Consider the following 21,035-nt stretch of genomic DNA (forward strand, 5'->3'; position numbering starts at 1 on the left):
GATCCCAAGGCTGAGTGCGGGCGCCCTGATGGCGATATCGCTGGCGGGCTGCGTGACGGTGAAGACGCCTGACAAACCGATCGAAATCAACCTCAACGTCGAGATCCGGCAGGAGGTGCTCGTCCGGCTTCAGCAGGACGCACAGCAACTCATTCAGCAAAACCCGGATGCCTTCCCGCAAACGCCGAAGCAATAAGATGCGCGATCTGAAATTCCTGGCCGTCGCGGCCTTCGCAGCGGCAGTTCCGGCGGTTGCCCCTGCGCAGCAGGGCTATGCCGAGTTGGCGGCTGCCCGCCGCGCGGGGCAGGTCGGTGAGCGCTACGACGGATATCTGGGGATCGCGTCCCAGCCGGCGCCGGTAGTCGTCAGGCAGGTCAATGCCATCAACATTCGACGTCGATCGCTCTACGTCGACCTGGGCCGACGTCGCGGGGTGACGCCGCAGGTCGCAGGGCTCGCGACCGGATGCGAACTTCTGACCCGCGTGCAGGTTGGCGAGGCCTATCTGCTTCAGGACGGTGTCTGGCGCCGGCGCCAGCCCGGCCAGGTCATCGCCCAGCCGAGCTATTGCGGCTAGTTCACTCCACCGGAGGCCGGGGCTCGAACGAAGACCGATACTCGGGCTTGAGGCGGTCGATCATCGTTGCTGTGATGGGAAGCGTTATCTCGTAGTCCCCTTCAGCGTAGGGACCGGCGACATACTGATCGGCGATCACCGTGATGTGATCGAACCGGCCATTCTTGTCCGTGTCGGTGACGAGGACTGTAAGCTCCTTCCATTCCGGGCAATTGCCGAACAGGTCGTCAGGCTTCACCGGCTCCTCGCGCCTTTTCTCACGCTCTCGATTGAGGAGGATGCAGAACGGCTGCCGGATCGCTCCGGTCCAGCTCTGCCCCGGCTGGAGCAGGTCCTGGATCGAGATTTCGCGCTTCAGCTCGCGGTCCCACAGCAAGGAACCCGAACCGCTCGACCCGTGCGCTCCACCCGTGAAGGCGTAGACGTTGCTCTCGAGGCTGAGCAGCCGCTCCGACTGGCCCTCGGTCTCATAATGCTTCTGGGTCTCGTGGGCGTGGTAGTCGTAGCCGTCCTTCAGCCGGCCATCGCGATCTTCCTTGGCGCCCGCGATCAGCTCGGCTTTTGTCTCATCCTTGTCCTTAGTGAAGCGCGCCACGAGTTCGGGTACCGCGGAAGCTTCCGCCGGCCAGCTGTAGGCGAAACTGTAGAGGCTGGTTTCCTCCTCGACCTTGAACGGCTTGGCGGCGGGCACGATTGGCTGCGGCGACGAACGGACCTGCTGGCTGGAGGCAGGCCGCGCCCTGTTCTCCTCAACAGACGAAGGCGCTGACTGCTGGCCGCAGGCCGCTAGCGCGACGAGCATTATGACGCTGGCTCTCATGCCGTCGAGTGTACACATTGCAGCGTTGGCTGACAGGGCTTCGCGGCGGTTGACTTGGCCCCGCCCCCTTCATAAAGGAGCGGCGCCTAGGCGGCCTTGGTCGCCGCCATGTTTCTCGCCCTTTGAACACCCCAATCATGGCGGGGCGACGCACAGGGAAAGATCATGGCGACGGACGAGACCGGGCAGGACCAAAAGCTTCCACCAGATGCAAGGCTCGATTCGCTCGAACAGCGGCTCGACCGGTTGCAAGAGGCGGAGGCGAAACGGACCGGCAAGGCACAGGCAAATCCGAGCACTCGGATTTGGAGTTTGATGTTCAGCCACCTCATCGGCGCTCCGGCGGGCGGTGGGATTATCGGGTGGGGCCTCGACACGTTGTTCGGGACCTTTCCGACGTTCTTCCTGATCATGCTCTTCGTGGGCTTCGGGGTGGGCGTGGTGAACGTCATGCGAATTTCGAAAACGCCGCCGGGCAATTCGCCCGGGACGGGATCGTAAGAGGGTAAGAGCGAAGTGGCCGAAGCAGGCAAGATCGATCCGATGCACCAGTTCACGGTGGAACCCATCGTTCCACTGAACATCGGCGGTTACGACATCAGCTTCACGAACAATTCCCTCTGGCTGATGATCGCGCTCGCGCTGATCCTTGGCTTCATGATGATGGGAATGAAGCGCCAACTCGTTCCGGGCCGCTGGCAGATGGCGGTGGAAGGCCTGACCGGCTTCATCGACAATATGGTGCAAGTGAACATCGGGCCCGAGGGCAAGAAGTTCATGCCCTACATCTTCTCACTGTTCGTATTCATCCTGACCGCGAACCTGCTCGGCCTGTTCCCGCTCAGCGTCATCCCGGGCCAGCACCAGTTCACCACGACCAGCCAGTTCAGCATCACCGGCGTCCTCGCCGTCCTGAGCTTCTCGATTGTCCTGATCGTCGGCTTCTGGCGCCACGGCTTCCATTTCTTCTCGCTTTTCGTCCCGCATGGCACGCCGAAGATCATGATCCCGCTGATCGCGGCCATCGAGTTCATCTCGTTCATGGTCCGCCCGTTCAGTCTCGGCCTCCGGCTGTTCGTCGCGATGATCGCCGGCCACATCCTGATGGAAGTGTTCGGAAACTTCATTGTTGGGACGAGCAATGCGTTCATCGCGGACCCGCTCAGCGGCGGTGGGCTGATGGGTCTATTGGTAGCGCTTATCAGCTTCTTCTTCATCGTCGGCGTGACTGCGTTGGAGCTGCTGGTCTGCGCGATCCAAGCTTACGTATTTGCGCTGTTGACGTCCCTGTATCTCAACGACGCAGTCAACCTTCACTAAGAGTTCGATAAAAGGAGTTTCACATGGATTTCGCTTCCGCACAGGTCATCGGTGCCGGTCTTGCAGCCATCGGCGTTGGCGCCGCGGCCATCGGCGTCGGCAACGTCTTCGGCTCGTTCCTCGAGAGCGCGCTCCGCAACCCGGCAGCCGCCGACGGCCAGCAGGGCCGCCTGTTCATCGGCTTCGCCGCCGCCGAGCTTCTGGGCCTGATCGCATTCGCGGTCGCCATGATCATTCTCTACGCGCGTTGATCATTCTCCGGCCGGTTCGTCCGGCCGGATAATCGGGACCTTCGATGCCTCAGATTAATCAGCTTTCCGAAGTCTTCATCAGCCAGCTCTTCTGGCTGCTGTTGGTGTTCGGCATCATCTACTTCTGGATCGGGCGCGGAATGGTGCCGAAGATCCAGTCGGTCGTGGAAGACCGCGACCGCAAGATCGCCGAAGACTTGGCGGCCGCCCAAAGCGCCCGCGAGCAGGCGGAAGCTGCCGAGGAAGCGTATCGCGAGCGGATCGACGCGAGCCGCAGCGAGGCATTGAAGGTCGCGCAGGACGCCAAGCAGCAGGCCGGCCTCGACACCGAGAAGCGCCTGAAGGCCGTGGACGACAAGGTCGCCAAGAAGATTGCCGATGCCGAGGCGAAGATCCGCGAGGCGGCGGACGCTGCTCGCCACGATCTCGAAACGGTGGCGGCGGACGCCGCGAGCGAGCTGGTCGCCAAGCTGACCGGCCAGAAGATTGCTCCGAAGGACGCTCAGCCGGCGGTCAAGGCGGTGCTCAATGGCTAATCCGCACGCAGAAACCACTGCTACCGTCGAGCATGGCGGTGCGGTGGAACATGCCGAACCGGCCGCGTTCGGCCTGATCACCGCGCCGATGTTCATCGGCCTGGCGATGCTGGTCGTTATCGCGATCATCATCGCGAAAAAGGTCCCGGCCGCGATCGGCAAGGCACTGGACAGCAAGATCGACGTGATCCGCAACCAGCTCGCCGAAGCGGAATCGCTCCGCAAGGACGCCGAAAAGCTCAAGGCCGAATATGAGGCCAAGACGAAGTCGGCGGACACGGAAGCGGCTTCCATCGTCGATCGGGCTCGTCACGAAGCGGAAGCGATCGTTGCCCAGGCCAAGGACAATGCCGAGGTCCTCGTGGAGCGCCGCCAGCGCATGGCCGAAGACAAGATCGCCGCCGAAGAGCGTGCAGCGGTCGAGCAACTCCGCGCCACCGCCGCCGACGCCGCCCGCGAAGCCGCCGCCCGCATCATTCGCGAGCGCGTCGACGCCAAGGCTGACGAAACGCTCGTCGCCGACGCGATCCGGAGCATCGGCAGCCGCTAAGAAGCTGTTTCAGCGCCGCCGATCGAAGATCTTCACCAAAGATAGTGCGATTAGACCGAGCAGCGCGAAGCTGACGTGCGCGCGCTCGAGAAGGTGCCAGGGGCGACTGAAGTCTGTCAGCCACAGCATGATAGCGCCAAGCGCTGCGGCAAGCCCTACCATTGGCCAGCTCAATCGTGCCGCCTTCGATCGGTACTGATCCATAATAGTTCGTTCGGGACCGACGGGAACGCGCCGAACAAAGTGAGCAGTCAGCCGTATCCTCCAAAGTAGCCGGTTTGCCGCGCAAATCGACGAGAACCATCACGGCTATCGCGCTAATCCAGAGCGCTTGCGACCAAACATCCGTGCCGCCCCATCGCATGGCGGCCAACATCCACACCATGAGGACTGCGAAGCTAACCTGATTGAGGAGGGCATCAAGACGCTCGAAGCGATCGATGCATTCGTCACGTTCTTGGGGCGTAACACGAACCGGACGTCCGCGCCCGAACTTGCGAAAAGTCAGACCGTATTCGTCGGCTTCGAACTGGTCCTCGAAACGAAATTGGTCATCCGCCTCGTCTTCCGGTCCCGGATCCCGATATCCCCGCATGAACCCCCTTGTCCGTTGCCGAATGATATGGCGCATGGCATGGCGCAAGGCCAAGGGCGGTTAGCTCAGTTGGTAGAGCATCTCGTTTACACCGAGAGGGTCGGCGGTTCGAGCCCGTCACCGCCCACCATTTCCAAATAGGTGCCTCAGTCCACCCTGAGATCGCGCGCTTCTTCAAGATCGTCGCGCCACGCATTGCGGCGTCGCTCGCGCCAGTCGATCAGCAGCTTCAGCGCCGCCATGAACATCAGCATTGCACCGACCAGCATGACCACCGCTGCACCGGTCCAGCGCTCTACCCGAGAGAAGGCGTCCGGCAGGGTAAGGACAAGGATACTTGCAGGAATCACCGCCGCGAAGCCGAGCAGGAGTTGCGGCCAGGAAGTGACTTCCGCCCGCATCATCCAGGCACCGAGAAAGCCGAGCTTCTCGCCAACCGGCAGCCGCCTCCGCAGCGGCAGTGTGACCGCCTGGTCCGCCCAGTAGCGAAGCCCGAAGCCGAGCAGAATCGCCGTGCTGAAGTACCCGGCTGCCAGCCAGCTGCTGGGAACATAAGGCATGGCGAACGCCGACAGGAAACAGAACGCGAAGACTCCCGCGAACCAGGTGCGGGTGATGGTCCGCGTGCGTTGGATATGGCGGGCTACCAGCCGATCGCGCTCCAGTCGGGTAACTTCCACAGGGGCGCCACGCTGACGGAAGCGGAAGACCCAGCGGTCAACCTCCCACCGGAACTGGCTTTCGAATGGCGCTGACGACCGGAACATGAGACCAGGCTAACAGCCTCGGGTTCATAATTCATGACCGTCAGACGGTGCCGACCGGGCCAACCTCGGCGAAGTACTGGCGCATCGCAAGGCTTGCTTCGGGCGAGAGCTCGACGAACACACGCCGACCGTCATGCGGGTCTGCCCGGCGGCGGAAAATGCCCTGGTCCGTCATGGTCTTGAGCCAGCGCAGGGCCGTCGTTGCGGGCACCGCAGCGGCGATGCAAAGGCTCGAGACGGGAACGCGAAGCTGAGCGATTTCCGCCTGCAGAAGATCGAGCAACATGTCCCACGCGGGATCGGCAAACAGGTCTTCCTTGAAGAAGCGGTTGCGCAAGCGGCGGGCACGAATGACCTGGCGCACGGCCTCGGCCGGAATCTGGGGTGCGTCCCCGGTTCGCAGCTCAGGGATCGTCCGCGGGGTTGCGTCGGGCCCCGAGGACAGGCGCGCAAGCGTCGACGCGATCCGTCCCACTTCGTCGCTGAGCTGACGTAGCCGCTCGCTACTGCGATCAGACGCGATGTCCGAGACTTTTCGATATTGATGAATGCCCGAGGTCGAGACAGCCAGGGCCGCCGCCCGCTCGGCATCGTTGCCATCGATCAGCAGCTCGACGGGGCTTCCCCCGACGCCCAGGAAGGCCAGGTCGAGCAGGTCCTTGCTTGCAGACACGACCGCGCAATAGCGTCCCTCGCTGGCGTCATGGCTGACCTGGGCAAGCAGCCGATCCATCACCGGCCCGCCATCTCGCTCCAATTCAATCCAGACCGCCGAGGCGGAGGGCTGGATCTCAATACGCTCCGAAGCTTGCTCAAGCGGAATGGCCGCGCCGACGCGGGCCCCGGCGGCTTCAACGGTCATGATTGCCCTGCGAAGCGAAGCCTCGCTGTCCCCGGCAATCAGAACCGGAGCGGAGGTCAATTCAGTCTGGCTATTATGCTCGGTCGAGTAGGCGTTCATGCGACACCCCAGTTACAAAAGCGTGCCGAGCAACAACGTTGTTAGACTGCAAAGCGGAGCAAAGTCAGCCCAAAACTGAGTCCGAAACGGAGTGAATTCCAAGACCGCAGAAAGATTTGCGCCATAGTTGCCGCTCTGCGGGGGACACGCGAGTGAATGCGTCTAGGAAGGCCGCGTCGATCTCGGCGCGAATGCAATGGTTATCTGAACTCAATCGGGCAATCGACGAGGCGCAATGGCTCGCCTGGCGCATTGGCGTGGTCGAGGGCCGGAACGCGCTGGCACTTGAGCTTTACGTGCAGCTGGAGATGATGCGGGCGGAGGTCGAGGCCATGCGCCCGCGCATCTCCGTCCGATCTGGCTCAAACCCCGACAGGGATCTCCCCGCCGCCGGAGAATGGCTCGAGAAATGAGCCGATCGCAGTCGGCTTCCAGCCGCCGGTGGCGACGAAGCCCCGGTTGAGGAAGGCGCGCTTGCCGTAAGCGAGCGGATTGCCGTCGGGGCCATCGACGATGCCTCCCGCCGCGAGCAGGACCGCGTGGCCGGCCGCCGTGTCCCATTCGCTGGTCGGCGACAGCCGCGGGTAGATGTCGGCGCGTCCTTCGGCGACAATACAGAACTTGAGCGACGATCCGATCGCGACGTAGCCGCACTCCCCCGCCGCCTGGGCGAGATAATCGGCGGTCGGCTGGTTGAAATGCGATTTCGACGCCACGGCGACGAGCTGCTCGCCAGGCTGCCGGACCGAGATCGGGATGCGTCCGCTGTGATCTTCGAGCCACGCGCCCTCTCCGACCAGGCCTCCATGGAGCCGCTGCGTTGCAGGAGCGAACACCGCGCCAAGATGCGGGACGCCCTCGGCGATCAGCCCGATGTTGACCGTGTAGTCGTCACCGCCCCGGACGAACTCCTTGGTCCCGTCGAGCGGGTCGACGAGGAAGTAGGTGTCGCCATGCGCGGGAATGCGGCCGGCAGCCACTTCTTCCTCGGCAATGACCGGGACGCCGGGCGCGGCCCTGGCAAGTGCCGCAAGGATGACCAGCTCGGCCGCCCGGTCTGCTTCAGTGACCGGAGACGAGTCCTGCTTGTGCTCGACGTCGTAGCCACGCCGGACAACCTCGAGGATCGCCTCGCCCGCCTCGCGCGCCGCTACCGCGATTTCATCCAGAAGCCGGCCGTAATCGATCAACGAGGCGCCATTCGGATGCCGCCATCGAGACGGATCGCTTCTGCATTCAGATAAGGAGTCTCGACGATGAAGGCTGCGAGATCGGCATATTCCTCGGCCTTGCCGAGCCGCTTCGGGAACGGGACTTGCGCACCGAGGGCGTCTTGCACGTTCGGCGGCATCATCGCGACCATCGGCGTCTTGAACACACCCGGGAGGATGGTGTTCACGCGGATGCCGTCGTTCATAAGGTCGCGAGCAATCGGCAGGGCCATCGCCAGCACGCCGCCCTTCGACGCCGAATAGGCCGCTTGTCCGATCTGCCCGTCTTCGGCCGCGACCGATGCGGTATTGATGATGCAGCCGCGCTCCCCGTCTTCCAGCGGATCGAGATTGACCATGCCGTAAGCCGAGTGAGCGATGCAGCGGAACGAGCCGATCAGGTTGATCTGGATGGCCAGCTCGAACTGGATCATCGGATACGCCTTCGGCTCCTTGGTCTCCTTGTCTCGGCCGACGGTCTTGGCGGCATTGGCCACGCCGGCGCAGTTGACCAGCACGCGCTCCTGCCCGTGAGCCTCACGCGCCTTGGCGAACGCTGCGGCAACTTTCTCGTCGCTGGTCACGTCGACTTCGCAGAATATTCCACCGATCTCGGCGGCGACCTTCTCGCCTTTCTCGATGTCGCGATCGAACACGGCGACCTTGGCACCGCGGCTTGCAAGCTCGCGAGCGGTGGCCTCACCGAGTCCGGATGCGCCGCCGGTCACGACCGCGGCAATGCCCTGAATCTTCATTTTGTCTCCTTGGGTTCGACACGAGCGAGGACCGCGCCCTCGCTGACCTGGACGCCAGCCTGCGCGCTCAATTCGGCGACCGTGCCATCGAATGGCGCGGTCAATCCATGCTCCATTTTCATGGCTTCCAATGTGAGCAAACGTTGCCCTTTCGCAACCGTTTCTCCCTGAGAAACCTCGACGGCAGTGACCTTCCCCGGCATCGGCGCTGCGATCACACCGTTGGCGATGCCCTGCCCGGCGACGCTTCCCCGCGCAGCAAGGTCGAATTCGTATGCATTGCCCTCGTAGAAGGCGACCACGCGCTCATCGTCACGGAAGCCTGAGACGGCGGCGAAATCGCCCTCGTCCGACGAGACCGTACGGAAGTCGCCGTGGAAGCCCAGCGCGACACTGGTCCGCTGCGGGGCATTGAGGCGGAAGCCCGAAAGGCCGGCGAAGGCGTCGTCATTCTCATCCTGCGCGAGCGCTACGACTGCGGCCCCACGCCAAATCGCGTCGTCCGGTTCGGCGTCAGGGACAAGCGTCTCGATGTGACGCTCGATGAAGCCCGTATCGAGCTCGGCCGCCCCGAACTCCGGCTGCAGCAAGGCGTTGAACAGGAAGCCGGCGTTTGTGCGGACCGGCCAGACTTCGACCTCGTCCAGGATGGAAGCAAGCTCGCCGATCGCTTCCTCGCGGTCGTCGCCGCGGGCGACAAGCTTGGCGATCATCGGGTCGTAGAAGGGCGAAATGGCATCGCCCTCTTCAACACCCGTCTCGATGCGGCCGTCTTCGCCCAGATCGAAATGGTCGAGCGGACCAACGCTCGGCAGGAAGCCCTTCGCCGGATCCTCGGCGTAAAGCCGCGCCTCGATTGCCCAGCCATTGATCGACAATTCGCCCTGCGTCTTCGGAAGCTTTTCGCCCGATGCGACGCGGAGCTGCCATTCGACCAGGTCCTGACCGGTGATCTCTTCGGTTACCGGATGCTCGACCTGCAGGCGTGTGTTCATTTCCATGAACCAGATGCGGTCACCCTTCAGGCCGTCGCTGGCGTCGGCGATGAACTCGATCGTCCCCGCGCCTTCGTAGTTCACGGCCTTGGCTGCGCGCACTGCCGCGCCGCAGACCGCTTCGCGGGTCGCCTCGTCCATGCCGGGCGCGGGCGCTTCCTCGATCACCTTCTGGTGGCGGCGCTGGAGCGAGCAGTCGCGCTCGAACAAATGGACGACGTTGCCGTGGCTGTCGCCGAAGACCTGCACTTCGATGTGGCGCGGCGAGAGGATGTATTTCTCGATCAACACGCGGTCGTCGCCGAATGAGCTGGCTGCCTCGCGCTTACAGCTTTCGAGCGCGTCGTCGAAGTGCGCGCCGTCGTCGACGCGGCGCATGCCCTTGCCGCCGCCACCCGCCACCGCCTTGATCAGCACCGGATAGCCGATCGTGTCGGCCTCGGCCTTCAGGCGCTTTGGGTCCTGATCCTCGCCGAGATAGCCGGGCGTCACCGGCACGCCGGCGTCGGACATGAGTTTCTTCGCGGCGTCCTTCAGGCCCATGGCGCGGATGCTGTCGGGCTTCGGCCCGACCCAGATCAGGCCGGCGTCAATCACCGCCTGCGCGAAGTCGGCATTTTCCGACAGGAAGCCGTAGCCCGGGTGGATAGCTTCGGCACCGGTGGCCTTGGCCGCCTCGATGATCTTCTCGCCGACCAGGTAGCTCTCGCGCGCCGGGCTCGGCCCGATGTGCACCGCCTCGTCCGCCATCCGCACATGAAGCGCATTGGCATCCGCATCGGAGTAGACCGCAACCGTCCGCACGCCCATCTCGCGCGCGGTCCGGATGATGCGGCAGGCAATCTCGCCGCGATTGGCGATAAGCAGCGACGAGATCATTCGGCGGCCACCCGCATCGGCTCTTCCGCGACCAACGGCTTGAGTCCCAGCTTGGCGAACAGGGCCGCGTCGGCGTTGTCGCCAGCATTCGGCGTCGTCAGCAACCGGTCGCCGGTGAAGATGCTGTTCGCTCCCGCCAGAAAGCACAGCCCCTGCGTGCTCTCCGACATGCTTTCACGGCCTGCCGAGAGGCGAACCATCGACTTCGGCATGGTGATCCGGGCGACCGCGACCGTCCGCACGAACTCGATGTCGTCGATCGGCTTCTCATCGCCCCACATTTCGCCGAGCACCGTGCCCTTCACCGGCACCAAAGCATTGACCGGCACGCTCTCCGGATGGCGCGGGAGCGTCGCCAGCGCATGGATGAAGCCGACGCGGTCCGCGCGCGTCTCGCCCATGCCGACGATTCCGCCGCAGCAGACCGCCATTCCCGCCTTGCGCACTTCCTCCAACGTATCGAGGCGCTCCTGGAAAGTCCGCGTGGTGATGATGTCGCCGTAATGCTCGGGCGAGGTGTCGATGTTGTGATTGTAATAGTCGAGGCCCGCGTCCTTCAGCGCCCGCGCCTGCTCGCCGGTCAGCATGCCGAGCGTCATGCAGGTCTCGAGGCCCATCGCCTTCACTTCGCTGACCATTTCGAGCAGCGCCGGCATGTCGCGCTCCTTCGGCTCACGCCATGCCGCGCCCATGCAGAAGCGCTGCGACCCATGCGCCTTGGCCTCACGAGCAGCTGCGATGACAGCGTCGGCGTCCATCAATTTCTCGGCCTTGAGGCCGGTGTCCGCATGCGCCGACTGCGAGCAATAGCCGCAATCCTCGGGGCAACCGCCGGTCTTGATCGACAGCAGAGTGCAAAGCTGCACTTCACCCGCCGCGTGATGATGCCGGTGCACGTCCGCAGCACGGAACACGAGCTCCGTGAAAGGAAGGTCGAAGAGCTCCGCGATCTCGGCGCGGGTCCAGTCGTTGCGGGTCATTGGGCCGGGCAATCCGTAGTTCGAGAAGAGAAGGTCAGGTTCATGATCTTCCAGGTGCCGTTGTCGCGGACCAAGTCGAAATGGTCGTAGCCGCAATTGCTGACCTTGCCGCCGACGCGCACGACGAACGGGGCCCAGACCATCGCCACGTCTCCGTCGATCTCGATTGCAGGGTCGCTGATCCGCTCCTGAAAGCCCTCGCCCGGCTTCAGGCGCTCGGCGAACTGGATCCAGCTTTGCTGCCGCAGACCGCTTGAGTTCGCCCGCGTTCCAGTCGCTGTGACTCGGCCCTCGGGATAGACGTAACGAAGCATCCCTGCAGCGTCTCCGCTTTCGAATGCGGCGAACACGGCGTTGATCGGAGCGAGGACTGCTGCAGTGTCGCCATCGGGCGGCGGCAGCGCTTCGGCCGGCGGCAATCCCTGAGCTGCAACTGCTGCAAGAAATGAAAGAATTACAGCCATGCTTTGCGTCACATCCTGAACACGCCGAACTGCGGCCGCTCGGGGATCGGCGCATTCAGACAGGCCGCGAAGGCCAGCCCAAGCACATCCCGCGTCTGCGCCGGATCGATGATCCCGTCGTCCCACAGCCGCGACGTGGCATGCCACGGATTGCCCTGCGCTTCGTAGTCATCGCGGATCGGTTGCTTGAAGGCTTCCGCCTGCTCGGGCGTCCACTTGTCGGCATCGCGGTGGACGGTCGCCAGAACGCTCGCCGCCTGCTCGCCACCCATCACGCTGATGCGCGAGTTGGGCCAAGTGAAGAGGAAGCGCGGCGAGTAGGCGCGGCCGCTCATTCCGTAATTTCCGGCGCCGAAGCTTCCGCCGATCAGCACGGTGATCTTCGGAACGCTCGCGGTAGCGACGGCGGTGACCAGCTTCGCGCCATGTTTCGCAATGCCTTCCGCCTCATACTTTCCGCCGACCATGAAACCGCTGATGTTCTGCAGGAACAGCAACGGTGTGCGGCGCTGGCAGGCGAGCTCGATGAAGTGCGCGCCTTTCACGGCGCTCTCGCTGAACAGGATGCCGTTATTGGCGAGGATCGCGACCGGCATGCCCCAGATGTGCGCGAAGCCGCAGACGAGGGTCGAGCCGTAGAGCGGCTTGAACTCGTGGAACTCCGAACCGTCGACGATGCGGGCGATGATCTCGTGCACGTCGTAGGGCGCGCGGACGTCCTCCGGGATGACGCCGTACAACTCTTCCGGGTCGTAGGCCGGCGCTCGCGGCTCGCGAAGCTCGATGCCCGCGCCCGCTTCGCTTTGCAGCGTCGAGACGATGTCGCGGACGATGGTCAGCGCATGTTCGTCACTCTCGGCGAGATGATCTACGACGCCCGACTTGCGCGCATGGAGGTCTCCGCCGCCGAGGTCCTCGGCGCTGATCTCCTCGCCAGTGGCCGCCTTCACCAGCGGCGGGCCGCCTAGGAAGATCGTCCCCTGGTTGCGGACGATGACGCTCTCGTCGCTCATCGCGGGGACGTAAGCGCCGCCAGCAGTGCAGCTGCCCATGACGCAGGCGACCTGGGCGATGCCCTTCGAACTCATCTGCGCCTGGTTGAAGAAGATGCGCCCGAAATGCTCGCGGTCGGGGAAGACCTCGGCCTGGTGCGGCAGGTTCGCTCCGCCGCTGTCGACGAGGTAGACGCACGGCAATCGGTTCTCGAGCGCGATCTCCTGCGCACGGAGGTGCTTCTTCACGGTCAGCGGGTAATAGGTCCCGCCCTTCACCGTCGCGTCGTTGCAGACGATCATCACCTGCTTGCCCGACACGCGGCCGATACCGGCGATCATGCCCGCGCCCGGCACCTCGTGATCGTACAAATCGAAGGCCGCGAGCTGGCCGATTTCGAGGAACGGCGATCCCGAATCGAGCAGGCGCTCGACGCGGTCGCGCGGAAGCAGCTTGCCGCGCGAAACGTGGCGCTCGCGATGCTTCTCGGGACCGCCCTGCGCCGCCTCGGCGACGTCCGCGCGCAACTTCTGGACGAGCGAGAGGTTGTGCTCACGGCGGGCACGAAATTCGTCGTTGTCCGGGCTGATGCTTGTCTGAAGCCTTGGTGCGCTCATGCCCTCAGGTGGTCCGTTGGTCGAAAAATCCCTGCGCCCGCCTAGCTGCTGCTGCAGCGCTTGGCAAAACCCCATGAAAGGTCCCGAATGACCCGTTCAAAGTTGCTTCTGGTTGCGTCCGCGTTCGCACTGTCGCTTTCCGCCTGCCAGCAAGCCGGCACTGGCACCGAACAAGGTAGCACCGCCCAAGGGACCGAACTTGGAATCGTGCCCGCCTCGATGGACAAATCCGTCAAGCCGGGCGACGACTTCTTCGCTTTCGCCAACGGCAGCTGGGTCAAGAATACGCCCATCCCCGAAGACCGTTCTCGCATCGGTGCCTTCACCATCGCCGACCAGGAACGCGAGCGGCAGACGAAGGACATGATCGCCGAGATCCTCAAGGCGAATCCGGATGCCGGCTCGAACGAGGGGAAGATCGCCAACTTCTACAATGCCTATCTGAACACGGACGCGATCGACAAAGCCGGCCTAGGCCCCGCCAAGGCGGACCTCGATGCGATCGGCGGCATCGCCGACAAGACCCAGCTGAGCGCTGCCATCGGCCGCACCTTGCGTGCCGACACCGATCCGCTCAACGCGACCAATTTTCACACCGAGAACCTGTTCGGAATCTTCGTCACTCAGGGACTGAGCACGCCGGGCGAGCAATTGCCCTACATCATGCAGGGCGGCATCGGCCTACCGGAGCGTGAGTATTACCTCAGCGGCGACGCCAAGATGGCCGACCTTCGCAACACGTACCGCACCTATGTCGGTCAGATCCTGCAGCTTGCCAATTACCCTGACGCCAAGGCGGCGGCAGACCGGGTGATGGCGCTGGAAACGAAGATCGCGAACGCGCACGCGACGCGTGAGGAAAGCGAGGATTTCGCCCAGGGCGTGAAGGTCTGGTCACGCGCGGAACTGGAAAAGAACGCGCCTGGCCTGGACTGGAAAGCGCTACTCGACGCGGCGCAACTCGGCAGCGCGCCCAAGTTCGAAGCATATAATGCCAACGCCATTCCGAAGCTGTCGGCGCTCGTTGCGTCGGAGCCGCTGCATGCGTGGAAGGACTGGCTGGCGTTTCATACGCTCAACCAGCAGGCCGACGTGCTCCCCAAGGGCTTCCGTGATGCGAGCTTTGCGTTCAACAGCACCGCGCTTCTTGGAATCCCCAAGGAGCGCCCGCGGGATGAGTTGGCGCTGAACGCAGTCAGCGACACGCTCCAGGACGCCGTAGGCAAGACCTATGTCGACCGCTACTTCCCGGCGTCCTCGAAGGCCGAAATTCAGCGGATGGTCGAGGAGATCAAGGCTGCCTTCGCGCGCCGCGTCGAGGCGCTCGACTGGATGGCGCCGTCGACAAAGGCGGAAGCGCTCAAGAAAGTGAAATCGATCGTTGTCGGCGTCGGCTATCCCGACACTTGGCGCGACATTTCCTCGCTGGAGATCGGCGGCAACGCCTACGCCAACGCCAAAGCGGCGAGTCTCGCAGAATACCGCCACCAGATCGCGAAGATCGGCAAACCGATGGATCGCGCCGAATGGTGGATGCCGCCGCAACTGGTGAACGCGGTCAACCTGCCGGTGCAGAACGCGCTCAACTTCCCGGCAGCAATCCTTCAGCGGCCCTTCTTCGATCCGAAGGCCGACCCGGCATTCAACTATGGCGCAATCGGCTCCGTGATCGGGCACGAGATCAGCCACAGCTTCGACAACAACGGCGCTCTGTTCGATTCCACCGGTGCGCTTCGCAACTGGTGGACTCCAGCGGACTTCAAGCGTTTCCAGCAGGCGGGCGATGCGCTGGCCGCGCAGTACGACGAATACGAAGCGCTTCCCGGACTCCACCTGAACGGCAAGCTGACGCTAGGCGAGAACATCGCCGACGTGGCCGGCCTCGCCGCGGCCTACGACGCCTACAAGCATTCGCTCGGCGGCAAGGAGGCGCAGGCCATCGACGGCTATTCCGGCGACCAGCGCTTCTTCATCGCCTACGCGCAGGCGTGGGCGACCAAGATGCGCGACGAGCAGCTTCGCCAACGAGTCCTGACCGACGGCCACGCGCCGGGGCAATTCCGTGCCCTGACCGTTCGCAACCTCGATCCGTGGTACACGGCGTTCGACGTCAAGGAAGGCGAGAAACTCTATCTGGCGCCCGACAAGCGGGTAAAGGTCTGGTAGTTACTGCGGCAGCTCCGCGCGTGCCTTGAGGTAGGCGTAGAGCGCGTCGCGTTCGTGCGGCGTGAAATGCGTAAAGCGGCTGACGGCGACCTCGCCCATCAGGGGGTTCTTGAATTTCCGACCGCCCGGGAGCTTGCCCTCGGTCAGGAGGGTCTCGAATTCCTCGCGGGAGTAAGCGCCGGCGACGATCAGATCGGGCGTGAACCCGGGATCCCCTTGCAGCGCTGACCCGTGGCACTCGGCACAGGTCACGGACGCGATGTATCTGCCCTGCGCGTACTCGGGTCCGAGATCGACCGGTCGCTTGTGCTTCCACTCCTTCACGAAGTCGGCGGCAGGCTTGAACTTGCCACTCGCGATCAGTTCCTTCGTTTCGGCCTCGAACGGGAGCATGGCCTGCGTCGGGCCGCCCTTCGGCTTCAGCGATCGCAAGTCGGCAATCAGTGCCGTCATGTCGGCGTCGCTAAGGTGCTGGAATACTTCCGACGGCATTCCCCACAAGGGCTTGCCGCTTGACCGTTCGCCGACCCGCAGGACATGCTCGATCTGCTGATCGCTGTATGCGGCGAGATCGCGCGTCAGGTTCGACGCGTAAGCCTCGTAGAAGCGGTGGCCGTCCAGATCCTTGCCGTGACAGCCGTGGCAACCCAACGCCCAGCCGATCCGCTTGCCATGCGCAAGCCGGGCGGCCGCATCCTTCACGTTGGCCCCGTCGAATGCGACTTCCATTGGCGCGGCGACGGCTGCAGGCGCGTCGGCCGCTTTCCGGTCGCAGCCGCTCGTTGCTGCAAGCAAAACCATGGCGAGAAGTCGCTGGCACATGAAAGTCCCCCTGACGACGCAGCCATAAAGCAGTCGGAAGCGACAGCCGAATCAGCCAGCTTCGAGCCGCTCCCTTCGCGACGTTCGCGACGACACCCGGAGAGTCGCCAACGCGCCAAGCATCATCAGGGCGCCGGCCAGCATCAGTGCATGCCGGGGATCGCCGCCAAGAACCGGCCGGTAGATCAGCGGCATCGTCACGGTTTCGATCAGCATCGGGATGACGATGAACATGTTGAAAATACCCATGTAGACGCCGGTCCGCTCCGGCGGGATGGCGTCGGCCAGCATTACGTAGGTGTTTCCCATCATCCCGGCCCAGCCGATGCCGATGCCGAGGGTCGCCGCGTAAAGCGTCGCCGTCCCGCTCGCCCCCGCGATCAGCAACATCGCGGCGCCGGACGCGGCCAGGCACGCGGCATGGACCAGCGAGACGCTGAAGCGCTTCAGGACCGGGATCAGGATGAGAGCGCCTGCAAATGCGATCGCATTGTAAACGACGCCCATCTTCTGGGCCGTCAGTGTGGCATCGATGTAGGCGGCGCTGGCGGCCTCGGTCGTCCCGAACAGTGACCGTGACACCGACAGGGAAATGTACTGCCAATAGACGAACATCGCATACCATTGGCAAAGCATCGCAACCGCCAACCGTCGCATGGCCTGTGGCATCTCCCGAACCGCGTCCACGACTTCAGCAAGAGCCGCGCCGAAGCCGCGCGGCAAGGCGGCAATGCGCGCCTTCTCGGCTTCGTCGAGCTTCAGCTCTGGCACGCGGACGACCGAATAGACGATCGTCCCGAGCGACAGGATCGCGCCGACCACGAACGCCAGCTTGACGATGTCCGGGATCGGGTGCCCTGGCATGATCGCCGTCGACACCCCGGCCGCTGCCAATAGCGACGGCGCAGCATAAGACGTGCACTGGGCAAGGCCGGTGAAAGCACTCTGCGTCAGGAACCCCGCAGGCTGCTGTTCGGGCAGCAACCGGTCGGCGACATAAGCCCGGTAAGGTTCCATCGTGACGTTATTGCCCGCGTCCAGCAGCCAGAGCAGCGACGCCGCCATCCACAGCGTGGGACTGTAGGGCATGGCAAACAGGCACAGCGAACAGACGATCGCGCCAATCAGGAAATATGGCGTGCGCCGTCCCATCCGCGACAAGGTACGGTCGCTCAACGCACCGATGATCGGTTGCACCAGCAGGCCCGTCATCGGACCGGCAAGCCAGAGCAATGGCATGGTCGCCTCGTCGGCGCCGAGGAATTTGTAGATCGGCGTCATGTTTGCCTGCTGCAGCCCGAAGCTGAACTGCAGGCCGAAGAAGCCGATGTTCATTTCGACAATGCGCCCGATGCTCAGCCGATCGCGCACTCACGTCCCCCGCCAATGCAGCGGACCTTATGGGCGCAATCCTCACGCGGGCAAAATCAGGCCTAACCTGAGTTAGGAGCCAACCAGCTCCCGGCCGATCAACATGCGGCGGATTTCGTTCGTGCCGGCGCCGATGTCGAGCAGCTTCGCGTCGCGATAGTAGCGTTCGACCGGCCAGTCCTTGGTGTAGCCCGCGCCGCCCAACGCCTGGACCGCTTCGTTTGCGACCTTCACCGCATTTTCCGACGCCAGCAGGATCGCACCCGCCGCATCGTGCCGCGTCGTCTTGCCCGCGTCGCACGCTTTGGCGACCTGGTAGACGTAGGCACGCGCCGAATTGAGCGCGACGTACATGTCGGCGACCTTGGCTTGCATCAGCTGGAATGTCCCGATCGGTTTCCCGAACTGCTTGCGCTCGCGAACGTAGGGCAGGACCACGTCGAGGCATGCCTGCATGATTCCGATCTGCATGCCGGCGAGAACGGTCCGCTCGTAATCGAGCCCGCTCATCAGCACCTCGACGCCCTTGTTCTCCTCGCCGAGGATATTCTCGGGCGGAACGAAGCAATCGTCGAACACCAGCTCCGCCGTCGGCGAGCCGCGGATGCCGAGCTTGTCGACCTTCTGGCCGATCGAGAACCCGTCCATCTCGCGCTCGATCAGGAAGGCGGTAATGCCGCGGCTGCCCTCGCCCGTCTTGGCATACACGACGAGCGTGTTGGCTTCGGAGCCGTTTGTAATCCAGAACTTGGTGCCGTTGAGGCGGTAGCCGTTGCCGACCTTCTCCGCCTTCAGCTTCATGCTGACGACGTCGCTGCCCGCGCCCGCCTCGCTCATAGCGAGCGCGCCGACATGCTCGCCGCTGATGAGCTTGGGGAGGTACTTCTGCTTCTGCTCCGGGTTCGCCCAGCGACGGATCTGGTTCACGCAGAGGTTGGAGTGTGCGCCATAGCTGAGCCCGACGGAGCCGGACGCGCGGGCGACCTCTTCCTGCGCCACGACATGCTCGAGATAGCCGAGGCCAAGTCCGCCATCCTCTTCGGCGACGGTAATTCCGTGCAGCCCAAGCTCGCCCATCTGCGGCCAGAGGTGACGCGGAAACTCGTCCTTCTCGTCGATCTCCGCCGCGATCGGCGCGATCTTGTCGGCGGCGAAGCGCTGCGTGGATTCGCGGATGGTGTCGGCCATCTCGCCGAGCTGGAAGTCGAAGGTCGCGTCGGACATTTCAAAGCCTCTCGTGTTGGAGGCGCGCGTAGCACCGGCATTGAGGTTTGAACAAGCAAGCCGGCAGTCTTATGTGCGGCGCAACAATCCGACTCCGGAGCACATTCGATGGCCACCACCGCTGAAGATCCCACCGTCATTCTTTCGATCGCCCGCACGCCGATGGGCGCCATGCAGGGCTCGCTGTCCGACGCGACCGCGACCGACCTGGGCGCGACGGCGGTGAAGGCCGCCGTGGAACGTGCTGGCGTCTCCGGCGAGGATATCGACCGCATCTACATGGGCTGCGTGCTTCCGGCCGGTCTTGGTCAGGCCCCTGCCCGCCAGGCGGCGCTCAAGGCGGGTCTCCCGAAGTCGGTCCAGGCGACCACCGTCAACAAGGTCTGCGGCTCGGGCATGCAGACGGTGATCATGGGCGACGAAGCTCTCACGGCCGGCAATGCCGACTTCATCATCGCGGGCGGCATGGAGTCGATGACCAACGCCCCGTATTTGCTCAAGAAGCACCGCTCGGGCGCACGCATCGGCCATGACACGGCCTACGACCACATGTTCCTCGACGGCCTCGAGGACGCCTACGAAGAAGGCCGCGCGATGGGGAGCTTCGCCCAGTGCACCGCCGACGAATATCAGCTGACGCGCGAGCAGATGGACAATTACGCCATCGAGAGCCTCAGTCGCGCCAAGGCCGCGATCGACAATGGCGGCTTCAAGGACGAAATCGTCCCCGTCACCATCAAGAGCCGCGCCGGCGAGACCGTCGTCGACACCGACGAAGCCCCGGGCCGCGGCCGTCCGGACAAGATTCCGCAGCTGAAGCCCGCTTTCTCGAAGGAAGGCACGATCACCGCCGCGACCAGCTCGTCCATCTCCGACGGTGCCGCCGCCGTCGTCCTGACCCGCGAGAGCGTCGCCAGCGCCAAGGGCCTTGATCCGGTCGCCCGCATTGTTGCGACCGCCGCCCACGCGCAGGAGCCGGCGCAGTTCACCGTCGCCCCGATCGGCGCCATCGAGAAGGTGCTCGAAAAGGCCGGCTGGAAGGCTTCGGAAGTCGACCTGTGGGAAGTGAACGAGGCGTTCGCCTGCGTCGCCATGTTCGCGATGAAGGACCTCGGCATCCCGCACGAGAAGATCAACGTCCACGGCGGCGCTACCGCCCTGGGTCACCCGATCGGCGCCAGCGGAACGCGCATCCTCGTCACTCTCATCAATGCGCTCAAAGGCAAGGACCTCAAGCGCGGCGTCGCCAGCCTCTGCATCGGCGGCGGCGAAGCGACGGCCGTGGCGGTGGAACTCGTCTGACCGCTTGACTCCGTACCGCGGTACGGGAGCTAAAGGAGTGTCCGACTCGTTCTAAAGACGAAGGACACTCCAATGACCAAACATGACCCGATCGCTCCGGCGACGGAGAAAACCGCCATCCTCTACCGGATGGTCATGCCCAGCCATGTGTGCCCCTGGGGAATCAAGTCGAAGCACCTGCTGGAAAGCCGCGGGTTCAAGGTCGATGACCGCCACCTGCGGACCAGGGAGGAAACCGACGCATTCAAAGCCACGCATAGCGTAACGACGACGCCGCAGACCTTCATTCACGGCGAACGCGTCGGCGGCTACGACGACCTGCGGCGCTTTTTCGGGAAGCGCGTGCAGGCGAAGGGCGAAACCAGCTACGTGCCCATTATCGCCTTGTTCTCGCTTACGCCCTGGGCGCATTGGCGTTGAGCGTCGCCAATTTCGAAACACCCTTCACCGTTCGAGCCGCGGAATGGTTCATCGGCATTTCGATGATCGTTCTGGCATTCCTGAAATTGCAGGACGTCGAATCGTTCTCTGCGATGTTTCTCAACTACGATCTGCTGTCGCGGCGATGGGTTCCATACGCCAGCCTGTATCCGGTGCTCGAAGCCATAGCGGGCGTTCTGATGCTGTCTGATCGCCTGCATTGGCTGAGCGTGCCAATTGCCCTGTTCATCGGGACCGAAGGGGCAATCAGCGTCTTCAAAGCTGTCTATGTCGACAAGCGAGAACTGAAATGCGCGTGCGTCGGCGGATCGTCGAACGTGCCACTTGGCTTTGTCTCGCTAACCGAGAACTTGTTCATGGTCGGGATGGCGATTTGGATGGCGCGAATGTGGCTCTGATTCGCGGCCCAAACGATCCGGTGATATGGCGAGACCCCT

General features: G+C 63.7%; 23 protein-coding genes, 1 tRNA gene and 1 pseudogene. 12 read left to right on the plus strand and 13 right to left on the minus strand.

From position 1 onward, the window contains the following. Window positions 1-28 precede the first annotated feature (28 nt). Together ABD928_RS02890 and ABD928_RS02895 are read left to right on the plus strand one after the other, a co-directional pair. A complete protein-coding gene (locus tag ABD928_RS02890) occupies window positions 29-196 on the plus strand; it encodes a YnbE family lipoprotein (protein WP_223276259.1) in 168 nt (55 codons plus the stop codon). A 1-nt stretch (window position 197) separates the two neighbouring features. Next, window positions 198-578, plus strand: coding sequence for a YdbL family probable chaperone protein (locus ABD928_RS02895; protein ID WP_187714362.1), 381 nt, complete (start codon window positions 198-200; stop codon window positions 576-578). A gap of 1 nt (window position 579) precedes the next feature. Here the strand turns inward: ABD928_RS02895 and ABD928_RS02900 are convergent, their stop codons facing one another. Continuing rightward, window positions 580-1,398, minus strand: a complete 819-nt coding sequence (locus ABD928_RS02900; protein WP_187714363.1) for a PdaC/SigV domain-containing protein — start codon at window positions 1,396-1,398, stop codon at window positions 580-582. 165 nt (window positions 1,399-1,563) lie between these two features. Between ABD928_RS02900 and ABD928_RS02905 the strand changes: the two genes are divergently transcribed. The 5 genes from ABD928_RS02905 to ABD928_RS02925 are packed head-to-tail and all read left to right on the plus strand — an operon-like array spanning window position 1,564 to window position 4,055. Then, window positions 1,564-1,899, plus strand: coding sequence for an AtpZ/AtpI family protein (locus ABD928_RS02905; protein ID WP_345165913.1), 336 nt, complete (start codon window positions 1,564-1,566; stop codon window positions 1,897-1,899). Window positions 1,900-1,941: 42 nt separating this feature from the next. Next, window positions 1,942-2,718, plus strand: a complete 777-nt coding sequence (locus ABD928_RS02910) for a F0F1 ATP synthase subunit A (protein WP_187715910.1) — start codon at window positions 1,942-1,944, stop codon at window positions 2,716-2,718. Window positions 2,719-2,741: 23 nt separating this feature from the next. Then, window positions 2,742-2,969 carry a F0F1 ATP synthase subunit C gene (locus ABD928_RS02915; protein ID WP_187480483.1) on the plus strand — a complete coding sequence of 76 codons (228 nt, stop codon included), beginning with the start codon at window positions 2,742-2,744 and terminating at the stop codon, window positions 2,967-2,969. Window positions 2,970-3,013: 44 nt separating this feature from the next. Beyond that, a complete protein-coding gene (locus ABD928_RS02920) occupies window positions 3,014-3,505 on the plus strand; it encodes a F0F1 ATP synthase subunit B family protein (RefSeq protein ID WP_187714365.1) in 492 nt (163 codons plus the stop codon). Beyond that, window positions 3,498-4,055, plus strand: coding sequence for a F0F1 ATP synthase subunit B family protein (locus ABD928_RS02925; RefSeq protein WP_187714366.1), 558 nt, complete (start codon window positions 3,498-3,500; stop codon window positions 4,053-4,055). The genes ABD928_RS02920 and ABD928_RS02925 overlap by 8 nt, the downstream gene beginning before the upstream one ends. A 9-nt stretch (window positions 4,056-4,064) precedes the next feature. On the opposite strand, the gene ABD928_RS02930 is transcribed toward ABD928_RS02925, so the two are convergent. Then, a complete protein-coding gene (locus ABD928_RS02930; RefSeq protein WP_223276260.1) occupies window positions 4,065-4,229 on the minus strand; it encodes a hypothetical protein in 165 nt (54 codons plus the stop codon). A gap of 475 nt (window positions 4,230-4,704) precedes the next feature. Here ABD928_RS02930 and ABD928_RS02935 point away from each other — a divergent pair. Continuing rightward, a tRNA-Val gene (locus ABD928_RS02935) sits at window positions 4,705-4,780 on the plus strand. 16 nt (window positions 4,781-4,796) lie between these two features. Here ABD928_RS02935 and ABD928_RS02940 read toward each other — a convergent pair. Then, window positions 4,797-5,417, minus strand: a complete 621-nt coding sequence (locus ABD928_RS02940; RefSeq protein WP_345165924.1) for a hypothetical protein — start codon at window positions 5,415-5,417, stop codon at window positions 4,797-4,799. A gap of 40 nt (window positions 5,418-5,457) precedes the next feature. Next, window positions 5,458-6,378 carry a MarR family winged helix-turn-helix transcriptional regulator gene (locus ABD928_RS02945; RefSeq protein ID WP_345165927.1) on the minus strand — a complete coding sequence of 307 codons (921 nt, stop codon included), beginning with the start codon at window positions 6,376-6,378 and terminating at the stop codon, window positions 5,458-5,460. A 191-nt stretch (window positions 6,379-6,569) separates the two neighbouring features. On the opposite strand from ABD928_RS02945, the gene ABD928_RS02950 reads away from it, so the two are divergent. Further along, window positions 6,570-6,791, plus strand: coding sequence for a hypothetical protein (locus ABD928_RS02950; protein ID WP_345165930.1), 222 nt, complete (start codon window positions 6,570-6,572; stop codon window positions 6,789-6,791). On the opposite strand, the gene cysQ is transcribed toward ABD928_RS02950, so the two are convergent. The 6 genes from cysQ to ABD928_RS02980 are packed head-to-tail and all read right to left on the minus strand — an operon-like array spanning window position 6,741 to window position 13,272. Beyond that, the gene (gene cysQ / locus ABD928_RS02955; RefSeq protein ID WP_345165933.1) at window positions 6,741-7,568 is read right to left on the minus strand and encodes a 3'(2'),5'-bisphosphate nucleotidase CysQ; all 828 of its coding nucleotides are present in this window, start codon (window positions 7,566-7,568) and stop codon (window positions 6,741-6,743) included. The genes ABD928_RS02950 and cysQ overlap by 51 nt on opposite strands. Then, window positions 7,565-8,344 carry an SDR family NAD(P)-dependent oxidoreductase gene (locus ABD928_RS02960; RefSeq protein ID WP_187714372.1) on the minus strand — a complete coding sequence of 260 codons (780 nt, stop codon included), beginning with the start codon at window positions 8,342-8,344 and terminating at the stop codon, window positions 7,565-7,567. Before ABD928_RS02960 ends, cysQ begins: the two co-directional genes overlap by 4 nt. Continuing rightward, the gene (locus tag ABD928_RS02965) at window positions 8,341-10,218 is read right to left on the minus strand and encodes an acetyl/propionyl/methylcrotonyl-CoA carboxylase subunit alpha (RefSeq protein ID WP_345165937.1); all 1,878 of its coding nucleotides are present in this window, start codon (window positions 10,216-10,218) and stop codon (window positions 8,341-8,343) included. The genes ABD928_RS02960 and ABD928_RS02965 overlap by 4 nt, the downstream gene beginning before the upstream one ends. Then, window positions 10,215-11,198, minus strand: a complete 984-nt coding sequence (gene bioB, locus ABD928_RS02970) for a biotin synthase BioB (protein WP_345165940.1) — start codon at window positions 11,196-11,198, stop codon at window positions 10,215-10,217. The genes ABD928_RS02965 and bioB overlap by 4 nt, the downstream gene beginning before the upstream one ends. Continuing rightward, window positions 11,195-11,662: a nuclear transport factor 2 family protein gene (locus tag ABD928_RS02975; RefSeq protein WP_187714373.1), complete on the minus strand. Its 468-nt coding sequence runs from the start codon at window positions 11,660-11,662 to the stop codon at window positions 11,195-11,197. Before ABD928_RS02975 ends, bioB begins: the two co-directional genes overlap by 4 nt. Before the next feature lie 8 nt (window positions 11,663-11,670). Next, window positions 11,671-13,272, minus strand: coding sequence for a carboxyl transferase domain-containing protein (locus tag ABD928_RS02980; RefSeq protein WP_187714374.1), 1,602 nt, complete (start codon window positions 13,270-13,272; stop codon window positions 11,671-11,673). Window positions 13,273-13,359: 87 nt separating this feature from the next. Between ABD928_RS02980 and ABD928_RS02985 the strand changes: the two genes are divergently transcribed. After that, the gene (locus tag ABD928_RS02985) at window positions 13,360-15,438 is read left to right on the plus strand and encodes a M13 family metallopeptidase (RefSeq protein WP_345165945.1); all 2,079 of its coding nucleotides are present in this window, start codon (window positions 13,360-13,362) and stop codon (window positions 15,436-15,438) included. Here ABD928_RS02985 and ABD928_RS02990 read toward each other — a convergent pair whose 3' ends face one another. The 3 genes from ABD928_RS02990 to ABD928_RS03000 form a co-directional block, all read right to left on the minus strand. Beyond that, window positions 15,439-16,260: a c-type cytochrome gene (locus ABD928_RS02990; RefSeq protein ID WP_345165948.1), complete on the minus strand. Its 822-nt coding sequence runs from the start codon at window positions 16,258-16,260 to the stop codon at window positions 15,439-15,441. Between the two features lie 51 nt (window positions 16,261-16,311). Then, complete coding sequence (locus tag ABD928_RS02995) at window positions 16,312-17,595, minus strand: MFS transporter (protein ID WP_187715912.1); 1,284 nt, start codon at window positions 17,593-17,595, stop codon at window positions 16,312-16,314. A 108-nt stretch (window positions 17,596-17,703) separates the two neighbouring features. Further along, window positions 17,704-18,855 carry an isovaleryl-CoA dehydrogenase gene (locus tag ABD928_RS03000; protein WP_187714376.1) on the minus strand — a complete coding sequence of 384 codons (1,152 nt, stop codon included), beginning with the start codon at window positions 18,853-18,855 and terminating at the stop codon, window positions 17,704-17,706. A gap of 108 nt (window positions 18,856-18,963) precedes the next feature. Here ABD928_RS03000 and ABD928_RS03005 point away from each other — a divergent pair, with 108 nt between their 5' ends. Further along, the gene (locus ABD928_RS03005) at window positions 18,964-20,157 is read left to right on the plus strand and encodes an acetyl-CoA C-acyltransferase (protein ID WP_187714377.1); all 1,194 of its coding nucleotides are present in this window, start codon (window positions 18,964-18,966) and stop codon (window positions 20,155-20,157) included. A gap of 72 nt (window positions 20,158-20,229) precedes the next feature. After that, window positions 20,230-20,996: pseudogene (locus ABD928_RS03010) on the plus strand (MauE/DoxX family redox-associated membrane protein). The last annotated feature ends 39 nt before the right edge of the window (window positions 20,997-21,035 follow it).

The organism is Sphingomonas daechungensis (assembly GCF_039543105.1).
Taxonomy (GTDB): Bacteria; Pseudomonadota; Alphaproteobacteria; order Sphingomonadales; family Sphingomonadaceae; genus Sphingomicrobium; species Sphingomicrobium daechungense.